Origin of the sequence: Hymenobacter sp. 102, from assembly GCF_049949205.1 — a bacterium.
Taxonomy (GTDB): Bacteria; Bacteroidota; Bacteroidia; order Cytophagales; family Hymenobacteraceae; genus Hymenobacter.
In genome coordinates, this window is the sequence record NZ_CP188172.1 from 129,809 (window position 1) to 145,783 (window position 15,975).

Genomic DNA, 15,975 nt, shown 5'->3' on the forward strand with positions numbered 1-15,975 from the left:
ACAGGGCATCACCATCATCGCACAACAGCCATGCTGTACAGCACAGGAGGTAGCGGATGCGGCGGCGAAGTTGAAGAAGCGGTTCACGGTTCGTTGTTTTTATATGGTCAGGACTTGGCACCGTTTCGGATTTTCCGCTGGTTGCCGGCGCTTCAGGGAGCCTGTCTCTCCACGCCTCTGTATAAAAACAATCCTTTGTGGGTAAAAGAATTGGTGCCCCAAAGGTACGGGACGAAATTTTACACTTGCAAATTTTTCTTTTTTCAAGAACCTGATTGCTGGCTGTAATGCCGCACCGTCACGGGTATTTTCGCTTAGCGCGCATCGTCTAAAAGGAAGTATGTTTGAGCCATATCAGACCGTACGGCTCAAGATTATCCTCTATGCAAAAACTCATTTTGGTCGACCCCAATGCCTCTTTGTGTAACGCTTGGCGACAGGCTTTCGCACCTTATCAGGCAGTTGAAATTCTCCACAGCCGATTTGAGCAGGTGCCGGATTTCGACTGCATGGTCAGCGCAGCCAATTCCTTTGGGCTCATGGATGGGGGTGTCGATTTGGCCATCACCCGCTTTTTTGGCTCTGAACTCCAGGAACGGGTGCAAGCGCATATCATAAAGCACTACACGGGTGAACAGCCCGTTGGTACTAGTTTTATCGTAGAAACTGGTCACTCCCGGCACCCTTACGTGGCACACACGCCCACTATGCGTGTGCCCATGCCTATCCACGCCACAGATCACGTCTACTTGGCTATGAAGGCTCTGATCGAAGCCGTTACCGCATTTAATACCCCGCAGGAACGTATCCGGGTGGTCGTATGTCCGGGCTTGGGTACTGCAACTGGCCGAATGCCTGTGGAGGAAGCCGCGCGACAGATGGCCCTAGCTTACCGCTATTACCTCGACCCGCCCCGCGCTATCACGTGGCCTTACGCTGCCGCCCGGAATCGGCATATCATCAGTGGGGATGAATAGGGCGTAGTCGTCAGATTGTATGGGTCTGATTAAGAACGTAAAGTGTTGCCTATCTCCCTAGCCGCTTCCTGATATTTTGCAGCAGCGCGGGCAGTGCCCGTCACCAGCACTAGGCCGCCGTACACGGCCGTGAGCACCGCGGAGCGCAGCAGCATGGTGAGGAAGGGTGAGCCGACGGCCGGTACCAGCCAGGCGGCCCCGCCGGCCACGGCCGCAATGCCCAGAATCAAGGGAATACGCCAGGTGAATGGCTGCATCCGGAAGCTGTGCCACACAAACCACGTGCGGGCCAGGTTGATGCTCACCTGCGCCGCCACCGCCGCCACGGCCGCCCCCACCATACCCAGCCGGGGGATGAGCACGAGGTTCAGCCCGATGGTGAGCAAGGAGAGCGAAACGTTGAAGAGTAGATCAAACCGGTAGCGGGGCGAGGTAACCAGCAGCAGCCCGTTCACGCCCGTTACGCCATCGAACAGCCGACTGCCCAGCAGCAACAGCACCACGATAGTGCCCTGGGCGTAATCGGCGCGCATCAGGGAGTAGATGAAGTCCAGGTTCAGGCCGATGCCCAGGGCCAGGAAGCAGCCGATGAGGGTGTTGAGGCGGGTGGTGCGGCGGTAAAACTCGGCCATGCCCGTCAGGTTCTGCTCCTTCCAGTAATCGGCCAGCAGGGGGAAGGCAATTTTGTTGAGCGAGCGGGCCGGAATGGCCAGCGCCGTGCTGATGTTGAAGGCAATCTGGTAGATGCCGGCCGCCGCAAGGTTTACCTGCGCGCCCACCATCAGGGTATCGAGATACATGATAATGGAGCCGGCCAGGGAGCTAAGCAGCGTAAACGCGCCCACGCCCAGCAGCTCCCGCACCGGCCGCACCGCCAGTACCGCCCGCCGGGGTCGCCAGTGCAGCTCGCCGATGCGCACGAGGTAGCCCGTGAGCAGCAGTACCAGCACCCCGTTCACGCCCACGTACCACAGCACATAGCTGTGAAATGTGAGCCACCCGCCCGCAAACAGCAGGGCCCCGGCCAGAATCAGTACCCGCAGCAGCACATCCTGCAGAAACGAGGAAAAAGCCGTGTGGTACAGGCCCTTCAGGTAGGCATCAAGCAGGGAGTAGAGCAGGGTAAACAGCGCAAACACCGCCCCCCACAGGTAGTAGGTATTCAGCAGGGCGGCGTCCTGCTCATAAAACCCCAGGATGGTAGGCCGACCCAGCAGATACAGCCCCAGCACCACCGCAAATCCCAGCAGCGGCACGCCCACCAGAAACGGCAGGAACCCGTGGTGCCCGTTTTCGCGGTTGCGGAAGTAGGGGAAGAACCGGATGCCCACGCTGGCAAACCCCAGCGCCGCTACCTGCGCAAACAGCGTGGCCAGGCTCGACAACGTGCCCGTGAGCCCCAGCTGCTGCGGCGCCAGAAACCGGGGCAGCACCAGCGTGGTGCTCACAAACCCCAGAATCAGCCCGAAATAGGAAATAACGGTATTACGCAGCCCCTGCCGCTGAACGATGCCCAAGAGGTGAAGTGATGAAAGGTGAAGTTGTGAGTTGCCGTTCTGTCATCCTGAGCATGTCGCGCATCAAGCGAGGACGGAGGGCCTTATCACGTCAGAACGATTTTGTTCCTGGGTGATAAGGTCCTTCGTTGCACTCAGGATGACAAAGAAGGCTGAAACGACCGACAAATATCCGAGCCGTTGACGAAGGCCACGTTGCGGCTGCGAAGGTACTCCATGAGGGCGCGGAACTCGCGGGGGCCGTTGCGGGTGTTGGCCGGGTCGAAGTTTTCGTTGTGCCAAAGCACCGTACACACGCCCCCAAACCGCTCAATCTCCTGAAACATGGGCGTGAGGGCCGGCAGAATTTCCTCCGGAGCCAGCTGCAGATATTTCGGGTGGTGCAGGGTGGCGTCCATCACATTGAGCGGGATTTCGAGGAAATCAGCCGCTTCGCCTAGTTGGAAATTAAATAAGTTAAATGGTAGACAGTAGGAATTACGGAAACCGTAGTGCTCGGCAAAGCCTAGCGTAGAATCGTAACCATTGGTTAGATTATCCACCAGATCTGGTGTCACACGCGGCTCCCAGTGCAAGTAGTGGAAGCGCAGTCCCCAACCTGCGGAGTCGAATGAAACTACTTCATCATACAACCTATCGGGGTCAAGCGAAGTGCCTAAACTGCCGTGAAGCGCTACTTCTGCGCCGTGCTGTTTCAGAGTGGCTATGACTGGCAAGATTTGCTTTACTTGATAATCCGCATTGGTCGTGCCGTTGGGGGCCTTGCGGTGCTCGGGAAGGAAGAAGAATGTGCTTTTGGCGCCATACTCGGCTACGGTTTGCTGCACTTCGGCCAGATTGTCCCAGGCGTCTTTCTGGGTGAAGTGCTGCCAGTAGCGGCGGGCGAAGCCCAGCCAGTCGCGGCGCTGGAGGGCGGCTTTGGCGGGGGCTTTCCAGGCGCTGTAGAGGTTGTCGATGTCGTGGGTGATGAAGGCGGCCCAGGCGCGGCCATCGGCCCAGCGGCGGGGGCGCAGGGGCTGGCCGCCGGCGTGTTCCACGGCCGCCCGCAGCACCTCGAAGTAGTAGTTTACCACCGGCACTGCTACAAAGCCGTAGCGCTGCTGCACGCTGGCCGCGTAGGGGAAGCGCCCGTGCTGGTCCCGCTCGTCGGAGTAGAACTCCTGCCAGCCGCTGAGCAGGTAGAAGGCCGCCGAAACCACATCGGCCTGCACCCGAGCCCTGCCTTCGGGCAGCAGCACCAGTAGCGGCCGGGCGGGCTGGGCGTCGAAGAAAAACGGCAGCTGCCGGCCCTGCCACTCCCGCCACAACGGCGGAGCCGGATAGGGGGCCGTACCCGCAAAAAAGTTGTGTTCCACGGCCACCACCTCCACCTGCGGCTGCGTATCGGCGTACCCAATACTGACCGTGGGCACCGCATCATACGCCTGCCAGAAGTGCTGGAGCACGTAGTGAAGTCGGCTTTCAGCAGTAGTAGCAGGCACAGAAGGTAGCGGCGGTAACATACCGCAAGGTACTACGCAGAACAGCTCTGCGCCCTCTGCGCAACCCTCCGCATCCTCTGCGGGCTAAATTCTTTTGGCTTATTGCCCGTTAGTCTGCAGCCACTCATCCAGTAGCCGCACAGCCCGTTGCTGACTGTGGCCTTCATCGGGCGTGCCGAGGGTGGCGTTGTAGTAGGCGGCGCGGCGGTAAAGGTCCAGCGGCTTGTGTTGCCGGTAGCGGCGCAGCCAGGCGCCCAGCTCCGGCAGTGTATCGGCCCGCTCGATGAGGTTGTGGGCCACGAATCCGTAGTAATCATCGGCTATGCCCTCACTACCGAAGCGCACGTACACGCTGGCCAGATTGAGCAGCACGGATTCCAGGTGGGTACTGGTATCGGCGGCTAGCAGGGCGTCGTGCTCCCCGAGGAACTCAAACACGTTCTGCTGCCGCGCATCTGAGAACCGTAGCTGGGGGTGACGCTGCTGCAGAAACGTGAAGTCGCGCGGGTCGCCGGGGTGAGGGCGCAGGGTGAAGGTGAGGTCGGCAAACTCGGTGAACAGGTACTCGAGCGTGGCGGCCAGGGCCGGCAGGTCGTCGAGGGTGTTGCAGGCCAGGGCCACCCGGCGCACCCGCGGCTCCTGGTTGCGGCGGGCCAGAAAGGCGTCGGCCTTGGGCATGCCCACCAGCGCCACGTGGCCGCGCACGGGGCCACACTGGCGGTATTTGTCGAGGGCGTCCTGGCCTTCCAGCAGGCTTAGGTCGAACCCCAGCGGCGGGAAGCTGGTACTCACGCTGGCGTGCTGCACGTAGGCCGTGGGGATGCCTTCGGCCTGGCAGGCCAAGAGCAGGGCGCGGGCGTCGTCGTTGTGGTCGTTGGCAAACACCACGGCCCGGGGCCGGTAGTGGCGCAGGGCCCGCCGGTACACCTCGTAGTAGCCGATGGCGTTGAAAATGAGGTCAAAAAAACGCCAGGCCCGCTCACCCTCGGTGCGCCGCAACGCGCGATACACGGCCGGCAGCTGCCCATAGTACAGCAGCTTGCGCCGCAGCGAGAGACGGTTTACCTGCCGGTTGTAGCGGCCAATCTGCTTGCTCTGGCCGGCTACCAGCACGGCATCGGGCCGGGCCTCGCGCAGGAAGTGCAGGGAGTCGTAGTTATTCTGGCTCACCACGTACAGCCACACCTTGCCTTGCAGCGCCTCCGGGTTGCGCACCTTTCGGAACACGTTGCCCACCAGCCGCACCGCCGCGTAGCCGGCCACCTTCAGCAGCCGTTTCCACGGGCTGCGCGGCGAAATGGGCTCCAGCGTATGGGGTGGCAGGGAGGCAAACAGGTCGGTGAACCGCAGCTGCAGGATGTCGCGCAGGCGGGTGGCCTCACCCCCCCGGCCCCCCTCTCCGGGAGAGAGGGGGGAGCCTGATGAATCGGGGGGTGCGGGGTGGGGCATGGTTGACACGGGAGGGAACGGCAGGGAATGTGACGGGATGTGAAAATGTGCCGAATGTGGAAGGGTAGACTGCCCGTGAGGCAGCTTATAAAAATTCAGGCACTGCTGGTAGAAGCTTCACGCTTCACATTCAGCCACATTCCACCACATTTTTATTACAGCGCGTCCCAGGTGAGGGGGGTACCGGCTTTGAGAGGCTGGCGGGCGGGCTTACCCAGGAGCTGGTCGTAGTAGCGGGGGGGCAGACCGTCGCCGGGGCGCACTACGCGCAGGTTGTCTTTGGTGAAGACCTCGCCGGGGGCAATGTCCTGGGCTACGTAGAGGCTGCGCTTGTAGAGGCGGCTTTTCTCTTCGGCCCGCTGCACGCCGTACTGCACCTGGCCCAGCGCCTGCCAGGCCCGCTCGGTTTCGGTTACCAATTGGGCCACTTCCTCGGGCTCCAGCGAGAAGGCCGAGTCCACGCCGCCGTCGGCGCGGCGCAGGGTTACGTGCTTTTCTACCACGCAGGCCCCTAGGGCCACGGCGGCCACGGCCGCGCCCACGCCCATGGTGTGGTCGGAGAGGCCCACCAGCGCATCGGGGAACAGCTGCTGGAAGTGGGGCAGGGTGCGCAGGTTGGTGTTGAGGGGCGTGGCGGGGTAAGTACTGGTGCACTTCAGCAGCACCAGCTCGCGGCAGCCGGCTTCGCGCAGCACCTGCACGGCTTCGGCCACCTCAGCCAGCTGACTGGCCCCGGTGCTCATAATCACGGGCTTGCCGGTAGCGGCCACCCGGCGCAGCAGCGGCCAGTCGGTATTCTCGAAGGAGGCAATCTTGTAGGCCGGCACGTCGAGGGTTTCGAGGAAATCCACGGCGGTTTCATCGAAGGGCGAGCTGAAAGCCAGCATCCCGTGCTGCCGGGCCCGGTCGAACAACGGCTTGTGCCACTCCCAGGGCGTGTGGGCCTCCTGGTACAGCTCGTGCAGCTCCCGGCCAAACCAGAGCGAGTTGGGGTCGTCGATGCGGTAGGCCCCGGGCAGGGTCATGGTATCGGCGGTGTAGGTCTGGAGCTTGATGGCGTGGGCCCCGGCGGCGGCCATGGCATCCACAATGGCCAGGCCTCGGTTAAGGTCCTGGTTGTGGTTGCCGCTGAGCTCGGCAATGATGAGCGGGGGCTGGTCGGGGCCGACGAGGCGGGAACCGAAGGAAATGGTCATGCCGCAAAAATACGAAGCCGGCCGCAGCTACAGGTACAAATCGGGGTCGGTGGGGGAGAGGGCCGCCGGTTCCGGAGCAGCCAGGCCCAGCTGCGTGACATTCTGGACCAGTACCAACTGCTGCTCAAACTGCCTGATGCGGCGAATCACCTGAGCCGTTATCAGGGCGGCAAAGCCATCAAATGCCAGGGAAAGCGCCTGAAACTGCATGGCCGTCCGCAGGCTTTCCAGTGTCATGCCGTGGCCGATGGCCGCCACCACAATACCCAGAACGGAGCGCAGCAGAAACGAGGCCCACCACACGCGCAACACCATGTGCGGCCGAATGTGGCCGAAGGCCTCGCGCTGGGTGAGCTGCCAGATTTCGCGCATCAGCTGGTAAGGCCGGTACAGACTGGTAACCGGCAACATCCAGGCATACACCACGCTGGCGTCGGAATACGAAGTATCTACCCCAATAGCCCCAAGGTTGTAGTAAGCCCGTCGGGCCCAGCGGATAAAGCTAACGGCGCTGGCCAGCAATACCCCCAGGTTAACCATAACAGCCAGCTGGTTGAGCAGGCTGAATACCTGCAGCCGCGGCGAGTCCACGCCATCCGGCCCGAAGGAGGCTAACTGGGCCGCAAAGGCAATGTTGAATACCGCATAAGCCCAGGAGAAAATAGTAACCGCCAGAAAGATGGCATAGGCCGTCTGGCCCCGACGCTCATTATCACGCAGCATATAACCAATAAGCTGAAGTAAATTCCTCGAATAGATTGGGATACCCGCCAAAGCTAGCGGAAATCCGGTCTGTTTCAGCCACCCTGCTCGCTTTATCCGGCTAGAACTCCAGAATAAACCCGATGGTAGGTGTCACGCTGGGGTCGTCGTTAGCCAGCAGCAGCGGAATAGCGTTGAAGCCGTCAGGGCGAATGGGCTGGCCGTCGGTGGTGGCGAAGCCGGAGTTGTCGGGCAGACGCTCAAAAGTGTAGGCGGGCACACCGGGGTTTTTCAGCACGAAAGCGTTCTGCACGTCCAGGAACAAGTCCAGAGTGAAACGTTTCCAGTTCAGACGCTTATCCAGGCGGTAGTCGAACTGCTGAAAGCTGCCCAGACGCTGCGTGTTGAATTGGTTGTAGTCGAGCACGCCGCGGCCCGTGGCCAGGTAGCTGGCCTGAGAGGCGGCCAGGTCGTAGGGTGTGTAAGGTGAGCCGCCGGCGGCCCGGTACTTGAAGCCCATTTCCCAGCCCCGGCTAAACTTGCGGCCCAGCAGTGCCGAAGCCAGAAACCGGGAATCCCAGGCCGAAGGCACGTAGGCCCCGGTGCGTCCCGTAAACTCGGAGCGGAAACCCGTCAGCGACACCACGGCAAACACCTTGCGGGTCAGCTTCTGCTGGAAGAAGAACTCCAGCCCGAAGGTGCGGCCCCGGCCGGTGCTGGTTACCGCCTCATTGCCCAGGGCCGCAAAATCACCACCTAGGTTGGCCAGGCTCAGCCCGTCGCGCACCGAAACGGGATAGTAGCGGTACCGCTTGTAGAAGCCCTCCAGCGTGAACCGGGTGGCCGGGGCGGGCAGCCACTCCAGGCCCGCCACGTAATGGTCGGAGCGGATGTAGCGGTTGCCTTGATTGACCAAACGGCCGGCCTCGTCGCGGAAGCCCAGCACCGTGCTGGGCGGAATCTTGTAGTACCGGCCCACCGAGGCATTGAGGTTCAGGGTGGGCAGCAGGGCATAGGAGAGGGAGGCCCGCGGCGACAGGGTGCGGAGCAGGTTGCGGCCGTCGTCGGTGAGGGTGTTGCCATCGGTGCGCAGGCCCGCCGATAGCGTCAGCCGGTCGGACTCCAGGAAAGAGCGGGTGACCTGCACGAAGCCCCCGAAGCGGGCGAAATCCACGGCCGTCTGGAAGCGTACCTCCACGCCCGGCTGCACCTCGTTGCCGGCGGCGTTCAGCACCGGGCGACGGAGGCGGTTGAAGAAGCGGTTATCATACTGCACGTACTGCCCCACCACACCGTAGCTGTACGCCCAGCGGCCCAGGGTACCGTTCATGTCGGCCCGGAGCTTGTTTTCGGTTTCGCCGGAGCGAGTAAGCAGGATGCGCCGGCTCTCGTCGCCCTCCACGCCATCCTGAAACTGGTCGAGCTTGTTGTAGAGCTGGGTACGGCTCAGGGCCACGTTCCAGTAGCCGCGGGGTACTAGGTGGCGCAGGTTCAGGCCCACGGTGTAGTTCCACTGCTCAATTTTGGGGTTCTGGCGCAGGATCAACTCCTTCTCGGGGGTGGAGTTGCGGGGTACGCCCACTTCAAAATTATCAATGGCCCCCAGGCCCAGCGAGGTCAGCGTGGTTTTGGCCCCCAGTCGGGTGGTGGTTTTGAACTGGAAGTCCCAATAGGCCGGCCGGATGGGCAGGTCGATGGCCTTGAACAGCACCTGCAGGTAGGAACGGCGGGCCGAAGCCAGAAAGGTAGTGCGGGCCACGCGGCCGGAGTCGGGCCGGCCCAGCGGCCCTTCCAGCGTGGCTGCCACCTCGGTAGCCGAGGTGCGGAGGTTACCCTGCAGCCGGTCAGGGTTGCCGTCGCGCTGCCGGAACTGCAGCACCGAGCTCAAAGTGTTATCGTAGCGGGCATTGAAAGCGGAGGAGCTCAGCGTGACATCTTCAATAAAGCTCACGTTGAGGATGCCCGTGGGCCCGCCTGCCGAACCCTGCGTCTGGAAGTGGTTGATAACGGGTACCTCAATGCCGTCGAGGTAGTACACGTTTTCGTTGGGTGCCCCGCCCCGGATGATAATGTCGTTGCGGAAGCCGGCAGTACCGCCGGTGCCGCCCCCGCCCACGCCGGGTAGCGTTTGCACCACCTTCGATAGGTCAAAATTGCCGCCGGGGTTACTCTTGATTTCCTCGGTAGTAATGCGCTGCACGCTTAGTGGCGTTTCGGCGGTAGCCACGCGGGTGGCGCGGTTGGCCACCACCTGCACTTCACCCAACTGCTGCGCCCCGGCACTCAGCTCCAGATTGATGATGTTGGCGTTGCCGCTGTTCACCAGCACATTGGCCCGCAGCAGCGGGTCGTAGCCCAGAAAGCTGGCCCGCAGGTTGTAGCTGCCCACCGGAATACCCGTCAGGCGGTAACGGCCTTCCTCGTTGGTAGTAGCCCCCAGGGCCGTGCCCTCCAGCACCACCGTCACGCCCGGCAGCAACTCCTGCGTTGCCCGGTCACGCACCAGGCCGGTAATGGTACCCGTATTCTGGGCCGAAAGTAGCCTGGGCAGCAGCAGCACCAACCACACGGCAAAGCTGATGTAAAGAGGTTTCATGGGCATATACGTGTAGGTGGACAAGTCTACTAATTCCATTCTTTATATTATGTTTTAAAAGTAAATTTCATTTTAAAACTTTGTTATCATATCACATTGATTTGTGTTTGGGAGCAAAAGCAAGTTGTAGTTTTGTGGTGTAGGATTTTTTGCCCGGTATGAAATACGCGTTGCTTACTCAGGTATTGACGTTGCTGGAGGAGTTTGAGTCATCGGCTCCGGCGACGGGAGCCGGGACGAGCCCTTCCCTGAAAGAATTTGCGGCTTGGTTGCAGCTACGCGTATTGCCAGCCCCGGCAGAGCCGGCGGCGCAGGCTGGGCAGCCCCAGGAAACAGAAATAATCATCGGGCAGCTGGTGACTTACCTGTACCGCTACCTGCGCGGGTACTCCCGCCTGGCTCTGGCCGACTCGCCCCTGCTTACCATCGATGATTTCACGTACCTGGCTACTACATTCGGCCATCAGCCCCTAAGCAAAACTGAGCTGATCCGGCGGCATATTCATGAAACCCCTACCGGCAACGAAATTATCAAGCGGCTGCTGGCCCGGGAGTTTCTGGCGGAGCAGCCCAGCACCACTGACCGGCGCAGCAAGCTACTCAGCATCACACCCGCTGGGCAGCAGGCGCTGTTTGCCAGTATGGGCCCCATGCGGCAGCTGGCCCATCTGGCCGCCGGCACTCTTACTCCGCAGGAGCGAAGCCAGCTGGTGTATCTGCTGCAAAAGCTCGATGCCTTTCATCACCCCATCTTTGTCGGCCCCCGCCCCAACACCTTCCCCGACCTGGTGAGCCGACACCTCCCACCCGGTGCCCCCGATGACCTCGCGCCGCAGCCCGGCACCGCACCTGATTTGGTTTAAAACAGGGCAGAGAATTGGACGCTGACGCGTCAGCAGCCAAAAAACGGGAGTAGTATCAGTTCAAACCTCGGCAGCAGCCCGCCACTCAAAGGTCAGAGTGGCATTGTCGGGTGCGGGCTGTAACCCGTACCCGGCCCGCTCAAAGGCTTTTACCGATGCCGTATTTACGCGCTGCACGTGGCCCAGCACCCGGCGCACCTGCGGGAAGTGCTCCAGCACCCGGCGCGTACCGGCCAGCAGCAGCAGCGGGGCCAGCCCGCGTCCCCGGAAGCCCGCATCGAGCAGGTAGCTAAGGGTGGCATCTTCCCCGCTCACGGCAAACCGAATAAGGCCGGCCGGGCGGCCGGTGGCAGCATCCTGGGCCAGCAGCAGCAGGGCGTTGGGGTCCTGGAGGCGGGCGGCCAGCCACTGCTCGTGGTCGGGGCGGGCTACGGGATTGGGGTTGAAGGAGAACTGCCGCACGGTGGGCTCGTTGGTCCAGGCCAGGAGCTGGTCGGAGTCGGCGGGCTGTACGGGGCGCAGGTAGAAGGGTGGCTGGGGCAGCAGCAGGGCCCGCAGCTCCTGCCGCAGCCGCGTCGGGGCCAGCCCATCGAACACCCGGCGCTGGGCCTGCTGCAGGGCCACGGCCAAACGGGCGGCCTCGGGCGAGGTGAGGATGTTGGCGGCCGAAGCATAGGGGCGGGCCAGCCCCGCGCCGCGCAGGTAGTGGTCGATGTCGTGCTGGTTGTCGGCGGTGGGCAGCAGCAGCAGCAGGCCGCCCCCCGCGGCGCAGTACTCGTAGCTGACGGTGCTGGCCGAGCACACGGCCGCGCCGCACTGGCGCATGAGGGCCGCCAGCTCGGGGGGCGGCAGGTTGCGGTGCAGCGTGAGGCGGGGCTGCTCCAGGGCCCAGGTCTGCAGACTTTCCCAGCCCACGTAGGCGCTGCCCACCACCACGTGCACGCGCCGCACGGCCGGTAAAGCCAGCAGCTCGGCGGCCACGCGCTGGGTCTGGTGGGTAGGGTCGGCCCCGCCCAGGCACACCAGCACGGTGGTCGGGTCGGGTGGGGTGGAGACGGGGGCAGCGGTGCGGAAGGCGGCGCGCAACGGCGCGGTGGCCGGCCCGCTGAGCAGGCGCGCGCCGGGCTGGCGCATCTCGTACTGCCGCAGGGTGAGGCCCCCGGCGGGGTTCAGTACCAGGTCGGCGGCCAGGGGGTAGGCGTGCAGGTCGTCGAGGTACACCAGGCGGGCCAGCTTGCCGCGCACGGTGTTCTGGTAGTCGTAGCGAAAGTCGTAGCCATCGAGCACCAGCACATCGGTGGGGCGCAGCAGGTGGCGCACCAGGTAAGCGGCTTCCTCGGCCAGCGGCTGGGCGGGCAGGGCCTGCACCGTGAGGCCGGCGGCCGTCAGTTGCTCCGCTAGGGCCGCATCCGGCTCCCGAATCAGAAACAGCTGCTCCGGAAAATCGGGCCGCAGGATTTCAGCCAGCGCCAGCAGCCGCATCACGTGGCCCAGCCCGATGCGGGAGTTGCCATCAGCCCGGAAAAGCAAGCGCGCCATGAAGGGGGAGTTATGAATGATGAGTTATGAGTGATGAATTGGGCCGTCGGGAATCGGTAGAACGTCATGCTGAGCCTGCCGAAGCATCTCTACCTCTGGCTAACTTAATCGTGCCTTACATCCTGTGCTACATAGCCCAGGGTTTAAACCCTGGGCTATCGAGGGAATAACGAAGCGGTAGAGATGCTTCGGCAAGCTCAGCATAACGTTCCATGTACCGGTGCCTGGGTGTTGCTACAGCTTCTTCTGCTCGATGTGGGCGTTGAGAGCAACCAGTTCTGGGTGGGCATCCAGCAGGGCAATCAGCTGGTCAGCGAATAGCGCGTCGGCGCGGTGCTTTTCAATCAGCTGTTTAATCAGCTCGAAATCCTCAGGGGTATCTACCGTGAGGCGGTAGTCGCTGCGGCCAGGCTCCCGGCGGATGTGGGCAAACTCCACCCGGCCCGAGCGGTTCTGGTGGATGTAGGGCGTTACGTGCTCCCGGTCGGAGGCCGTGGTGGCGTGCTGGTAGGCTTCATCCAGCAGCTCTCTGGAAAATACCTCAAAGTCGAAGCCCCGCGGGTAGGTGCGCTCCAGCACGTTGGAGAGGTACAGGCGCGGATTGCCGGCGGCCAGATACTGCTGCACGGCCTCGCCCACCAGCGTGCCGTCTAGCAACGGGCAGTCGGAGGTGACGCGCACAATCACGTCCAACTCGTGGGCAGTGGCGCACTGGTGGTAGCGGGCCAGCACGTCGTCCTCGGGGCCCCGGGTGCAGGGCAGCTGGTGAGTGGCGGCGTATTCGGCCAGCGGGTCGTCGGTAGGCCGGTCGGTAATAGCCAGGTACAAGGGCTGCCCGGCCGCCCGCAGCCGCTGCACGTGGTACTCCAGCAGCGGCCGGCCTGTCACCGGGCGCAGCACTTTCCCCGGTAGCCGGGTGCTGGTCATTCGAGCCTGAGAAATAATACCGACGCGTTGCAAGGAGGTAGGTGGTTGGGTGGTTAGGTTGTTAGGTGGTTGGGTGGTTAGGTTGTTAGGTGGTTGGGTGGTTAGGTTGTTAGGTGGTTGGGTGGTTAGGTTGTTAGGTGGTTGGGTGGTTAGGTAGTTGGGCCTATGATAGGATTACTTAACCACCCAACCACCTATCCACCTATCCACCCACCACTTCCCGGATGCAGTTGATTACGTACTGCTGCTCCTCGTCGGTGAGGCTGGGGAAGAGGGGGATGCTCAGGCAGTGGGCGTAGTAGGCTTCGGCCCGCGGGAAGTCGCCGGGTTGCCAGCCCAGGCCCTGGTAGTAGGGCATGGTATGCACCGGAATGTAGTGTACCTGGGCAAAAATCTGCCGCTCGCGCAGGGCGTCATACAGGCCTTTGCGGTCGGGCACCTGAATCACGTAGAGGTGGTAGGCGTGGCCCGGGGCCCCGGCCAGCGGCGTTACTTGGGGCATTTCGGCAAAAGCCGCGTCGTAGCGGGCGGCCAGCTGGCGGCGGCGCAGCAGGCCCTCGTCGGCGCGGCGCAGCTGGCTGATGCCGAGGGCGCAGAGCATATCGGGCATGCGGTAGTTGTAGCCCAGCTCCTGCATCTCCATGTACCAGCCGCCGTCGTTGCGGGTCATCTGGGCGGGGTCTTTGGTGATGCCGTGGGTGCGCAGGCGCAGCAGGTGCTCGTAGAGGTCGGGGCGGTTGGTGGTAATCATGCCGCCTTCGCCAGTGGCAATGTGCTTTACCGGGTGGAAGCTGAAGATGGCCAGATCGGCAAACTGGCCGTTGCCGCAGCGCTGCTCCTGGCCGTGGCTGTCGGTGAAAAAGCCGCCGGGGGCGTGGCAGCTGTCCTCAATCATCCAGAGGCCAAACTCGTCGCAGAGCTGGCGGGCGGCTTCCAGGTTCACGGGCAGGCCGGCAAAATCCACCGGAATCAGGCCGTGAAAGTGCCCTTTGGGGTGACTTTCCAGCAGCCGGCGCACGGCCTGCAAATCCATCAACGCCGTGGCAGGGTCGATGTCCACGAAATGCACCTCGCCGCCGCAGTACCGCACGCAGTTGGCTGAGGCCGAGAAGGTGATGGGCGTGGTAATCACGCGCTGGCCCGGCTGCACGCCCAGCGCCAGCGCGCACAGGTGCAGGGCCGCCGTGCCGTTGGCCACGGCCACGGCATAGCGCGCCCCCACGTAAGCGGCAAACTGCTGCTCAAATTCCGCCACCTTGGGCCCCTGCGTCAGGTAATCCGAGTAGAGGGTTTCCGTCACGGCCTGCACGTCCTCGGGGGTGATGTGCTGGCGGCCGTAGGCAATGGGGCGGGTGGGCTGGAACGAAGTGGTGCTCATACAGGGTCAAAAGTAAGCGCGTGCCCGGGAATTGTCATGCGGAGCTTGCCGAAGCCTCTCTACCGCTTCGTTGCGGTACTAACCCAACGAAGCGGTAGAGAGGCTTCGGCAAGCTCCGCATGACGGGGTTTCCTGGCTATGAGCCGCCGGCTCAATGGCGGGCTGGGAGTCCGGCCGCTACTTTAGGCCCAAAAAACGCAACGGCCGCCTATTAGACAGCCGTTGCACTTCCGAAAGACAGCCGTGGCCTATGCCTCAAACATGGGGTCCACGTGCAAACGTATTTCCTCGCGGATCTGCTCGGCATCCAGCCACTCGGTGTTGTTGCTGGAATCGTAGTGGAAGCCGGGCTCCACGCGGCGGCCACCGAAGTGGCGGATGAAGTCGTCCACGTCCCAGCGCGGGGTGAAGGGCAGAATCACGTAGTATTTAGCCAGCTCCACCGTGCTCAGGGCGTCGGTTTCGGTAATCATTTCCTCGTGCAGCTTCTCGCCCGGCCGGATGCCCACAATTTCCTGGCGGCAGTCGGGGCCGATGGCCTTGGCTACCTCGGTAATCACGTAGCTCGGAATCTTGGGCACGAAGATTTCGCCGCCCCAGCTATGCTCCAGCGCGTACAGCACTAAGTCCACACCCTGCTCCAGGGAGATATGGAAGCGGGTCATGTCGGGGTGGGTGATGGGCAGCACGCCGGTTTCGCGGCGCTGCAGGAAAAACGGCACCACCGAGCCGCGGGAGCCGATTACGTTGCCGTAACGCACCACCGAGAAGCGCAGGTCGCGCGAGCCTTTCATGTTGTTGGCCGCCACAAACAGCTTGTCGGAGCAGAGCTTGGTAGCCCCGTACAGGTTGATGGGGGCCGCAGCCTTATCGGTGCTCAGGGCCACCACGTCCTTCACGCCGCAGTCGAGGGCGGCGTTAATCACGTTTTCAGCTCCGAAGATGTTGGTTTTGATGCACTCCATCGGGTTGTACTCGGCGGCGGGCACCTGCTTAAGGGCGGCGGCGTGCACTAGGATGTCGATGCCCTCGCAGGCCCGCTTCAGCCGCTCCCCGTCGCGTACATCGCCGATGAAGTAGCGGATGGCCGGGTACTTGGCGTGCGGAAACTGCTGCGACATTTCGTACTGCTTCAGCTCGTCGCGGGAGTACACCACTAGCCGCTTGACGTTCGGAAACAGCTCAAAAACCGTCTGCACGAACTTTTTGCCGAACGAGCCGGTGCCGCCGGTTACCAGGATGGATTTGTTATTGAGGTCGAGGGCCATGCTACAGGAACAGGGCCGGCCACCAGGCCGGCCGGGGTAAGGAGGGCAAAAGTAGGCATTCCGGCCGGAGCTTACGTAGTTT

12 protein-coding genes and 1 riboswitch are annotated in these 15,975 nt (G+C 62.6%); of the genes, 2 read left to right on the forward strand and 10 right to left on the reverse strand.

Annotated elements, in window-relative coordinates; genetic code table 11:
- Nucleotides 1-96: 96 nt before the first annotated feature.
- A riboswitch (SAM riboswitch) is annotated at nt 97-188 on the reverse strand.
- A gap of 195 nt (nt 189-383) precedes the next feature.
- Entirely contained in the window at nt 384-977 is a 594-nt protein-coding gene (locus tag ACN19L_RS00615; protein ID WP_426491618.1) for a macro domain-containing protein, read from the forward strand.
- A 29-nt stretch (nt 978-1,006) separates the two neighbouring features.
- On the opposite strand, the gene ACN19L_RS00620 is transcribed toward ACN19L_RS00615, so the two are convergent.
- From ACN19L_RS00620 to ACN19L_RS00645, 6 genes are all read right to left on the reverse strand, one after another.
- Nucleotides 1,007-2,494: a lipopolysaccharide biosynthesis protein gene (locus tag ACN19L_RS00620; RefSeq protein WP_426491619.1), complete on the reverse strand. Its 1,488-nt coding sequence runs from the start codon at nt 2,492-2,494 to the stop codon at nt 1,007-1,009.
- 134 nt (nt 2,495-2,628) lie between these two features.
- The gene (locus ACN19L_RS00625; RefSeq protein ID WP_426491620.1) at nt 2,629-3,975 is read right to left on the reverse strand and encodes a DUF7033 domain-containing protein; all 1,347 of its coding nucleotides are present in this window, start codon (nt 3,973-3,975) and stop codon (nt 2,629-2,631) included.
- 99 nt (nt 3,976-4,074) lie between these two features.
- Nucleotides 4,075-5,424 carry a hypothetical protein gene (locus ACN19L_RS00630; protein ID WP_426493555.1) on the reverse strand — a complete coding sequence of 450 codons (1,350 nt, stop codon included), beginning with the start codon at nt 5,422-5,424 and terminating at the stop codon, nt 4,075-4,077.
- A gap of 155 nt (nt 5,425-5,579) precedes the next feature.
- A complete protein-coding gene (gene pseI / locus ACN19L_RS00635; protein ID WP_426491621.1) occupies nt 5,580-6,620 on the reverse strand; it encodes a pseudaminic acid synthase in 1,041 nt (346 codons plus the stop codon).
- Between the two features lie 27 nt (nt 6,621-6,647).
- Nucleotides 6,648-7,343: a DUF4328 domain-containing protein gene (locus ACN19L_RS00640; protein ID WP_426491622.1), complete on the reverse strand. Its 696-nt coding sequence runs from the start codon at nt 7,341-7,343 to the stop codon at nt 6,648-6,650.
- A 100-nt stretch (nt 7,344-7,443) separates the two neighbouring features.
- Nucleotides 7,444-9,918 carry a TonB-dependent receptor gene (locus tag ACN19L_RS00645; protein WP_426491623.1) on the reverse strand — a complete coding sequence of 825 codons (2,475 nt, stop codon included), beginning with the start codon at nt 9,916-9,918 and terminating at the stop codon, nt 7,444-7,446.
- A gap of 158 nt (nt 9,919-10,076) precedes the next feature.
- Here ACN19L_RS00645 and ACN19L_RS00650 point away from each other — a divergent pair, with 158 nt between their 5' ends.
- The gene (locus ACN19L_RS00650; protein ID WP_426491624.1) at nt 10,077-10,781 is read left to right on the forward strand and encodes a MarR family winged helix-turn-helix transcriptional regulator; all 705 of its coding nucleotides are present in this window, start codon (nt 10,077-10,079) and stop codon (nt 10,779-10,781) included.
- A gap of 60 nt (nt 10,782-10,841) precedes the next feature.
- Here ACN19L_RS00650 and pseG read toward each other — a convergent pair whose 3' ends face one another.
- The 4 genes from pseG to pseB form a co-directional block, all read right to left on the reverse strand.
- Nucleotides 10,842-12,320, reverse strand: a complete 1,479-nt coding sequence (pseG, locus tag ACN19L_RS00655) for a UDP-2,4-diacetamido-2,4,6-trideoxy-beta-L-altropyranose hydrolase (RefSeq protein WP_426491625.1) — start codon at nt 12,318-12,320, stop codon at nt 10,842-10,844.
- A 234-nt stretch (nt 12,321-12,554) separates the two neighbouring features.
- Nucleotides 12,555-13,280: a cytidylyltransferase domain-containing protein gene (locus tag ACN19L_RS00660; protein ID WP_426491626.1), complete on the reverse strand. Its 726-nt coding sequence runs from the start codon at nt 13,278-13,280 to the stop codon at nt 12,555-12,557.
- Between the two features lie 169 nt (nt 13,281-13,449).
- Nucleotides 13,450-14,625: a UDP-4-amino-4,6-dideoxy-N-acetyl-beta-L-altrosamine transaminase gene (pseC, locus tag ACN19L_RS00665; protein ID WP_426491627.1), complete on the reverse strand. Its 1,176-nt coding sequence runs from the start codon at nt 14,623-14,625 to the stop codon at nt 13,450-13,452.
- Nucleotides 14,626-14,873: 248 nt separating this feature from the next.
- Nucleotides 14,874-15,893 carry a UDP-N-acetylglucosamine 4,6-dehydratase (inverting) gene (pseB, locus tag ACN19L_RS00670; RefSeq protein ID WP_426491628.1) on the reverse strand — a complete coding sequence of 340 codons (1,020 nt, stop codon included), beginning with the start codon at nt 15,891-15,893 and terminating at the stop codon, nt 14,874-14,876.
- Between the last annotated feature and the right edge of the window lie 82 nt (nt 15,894-15,975).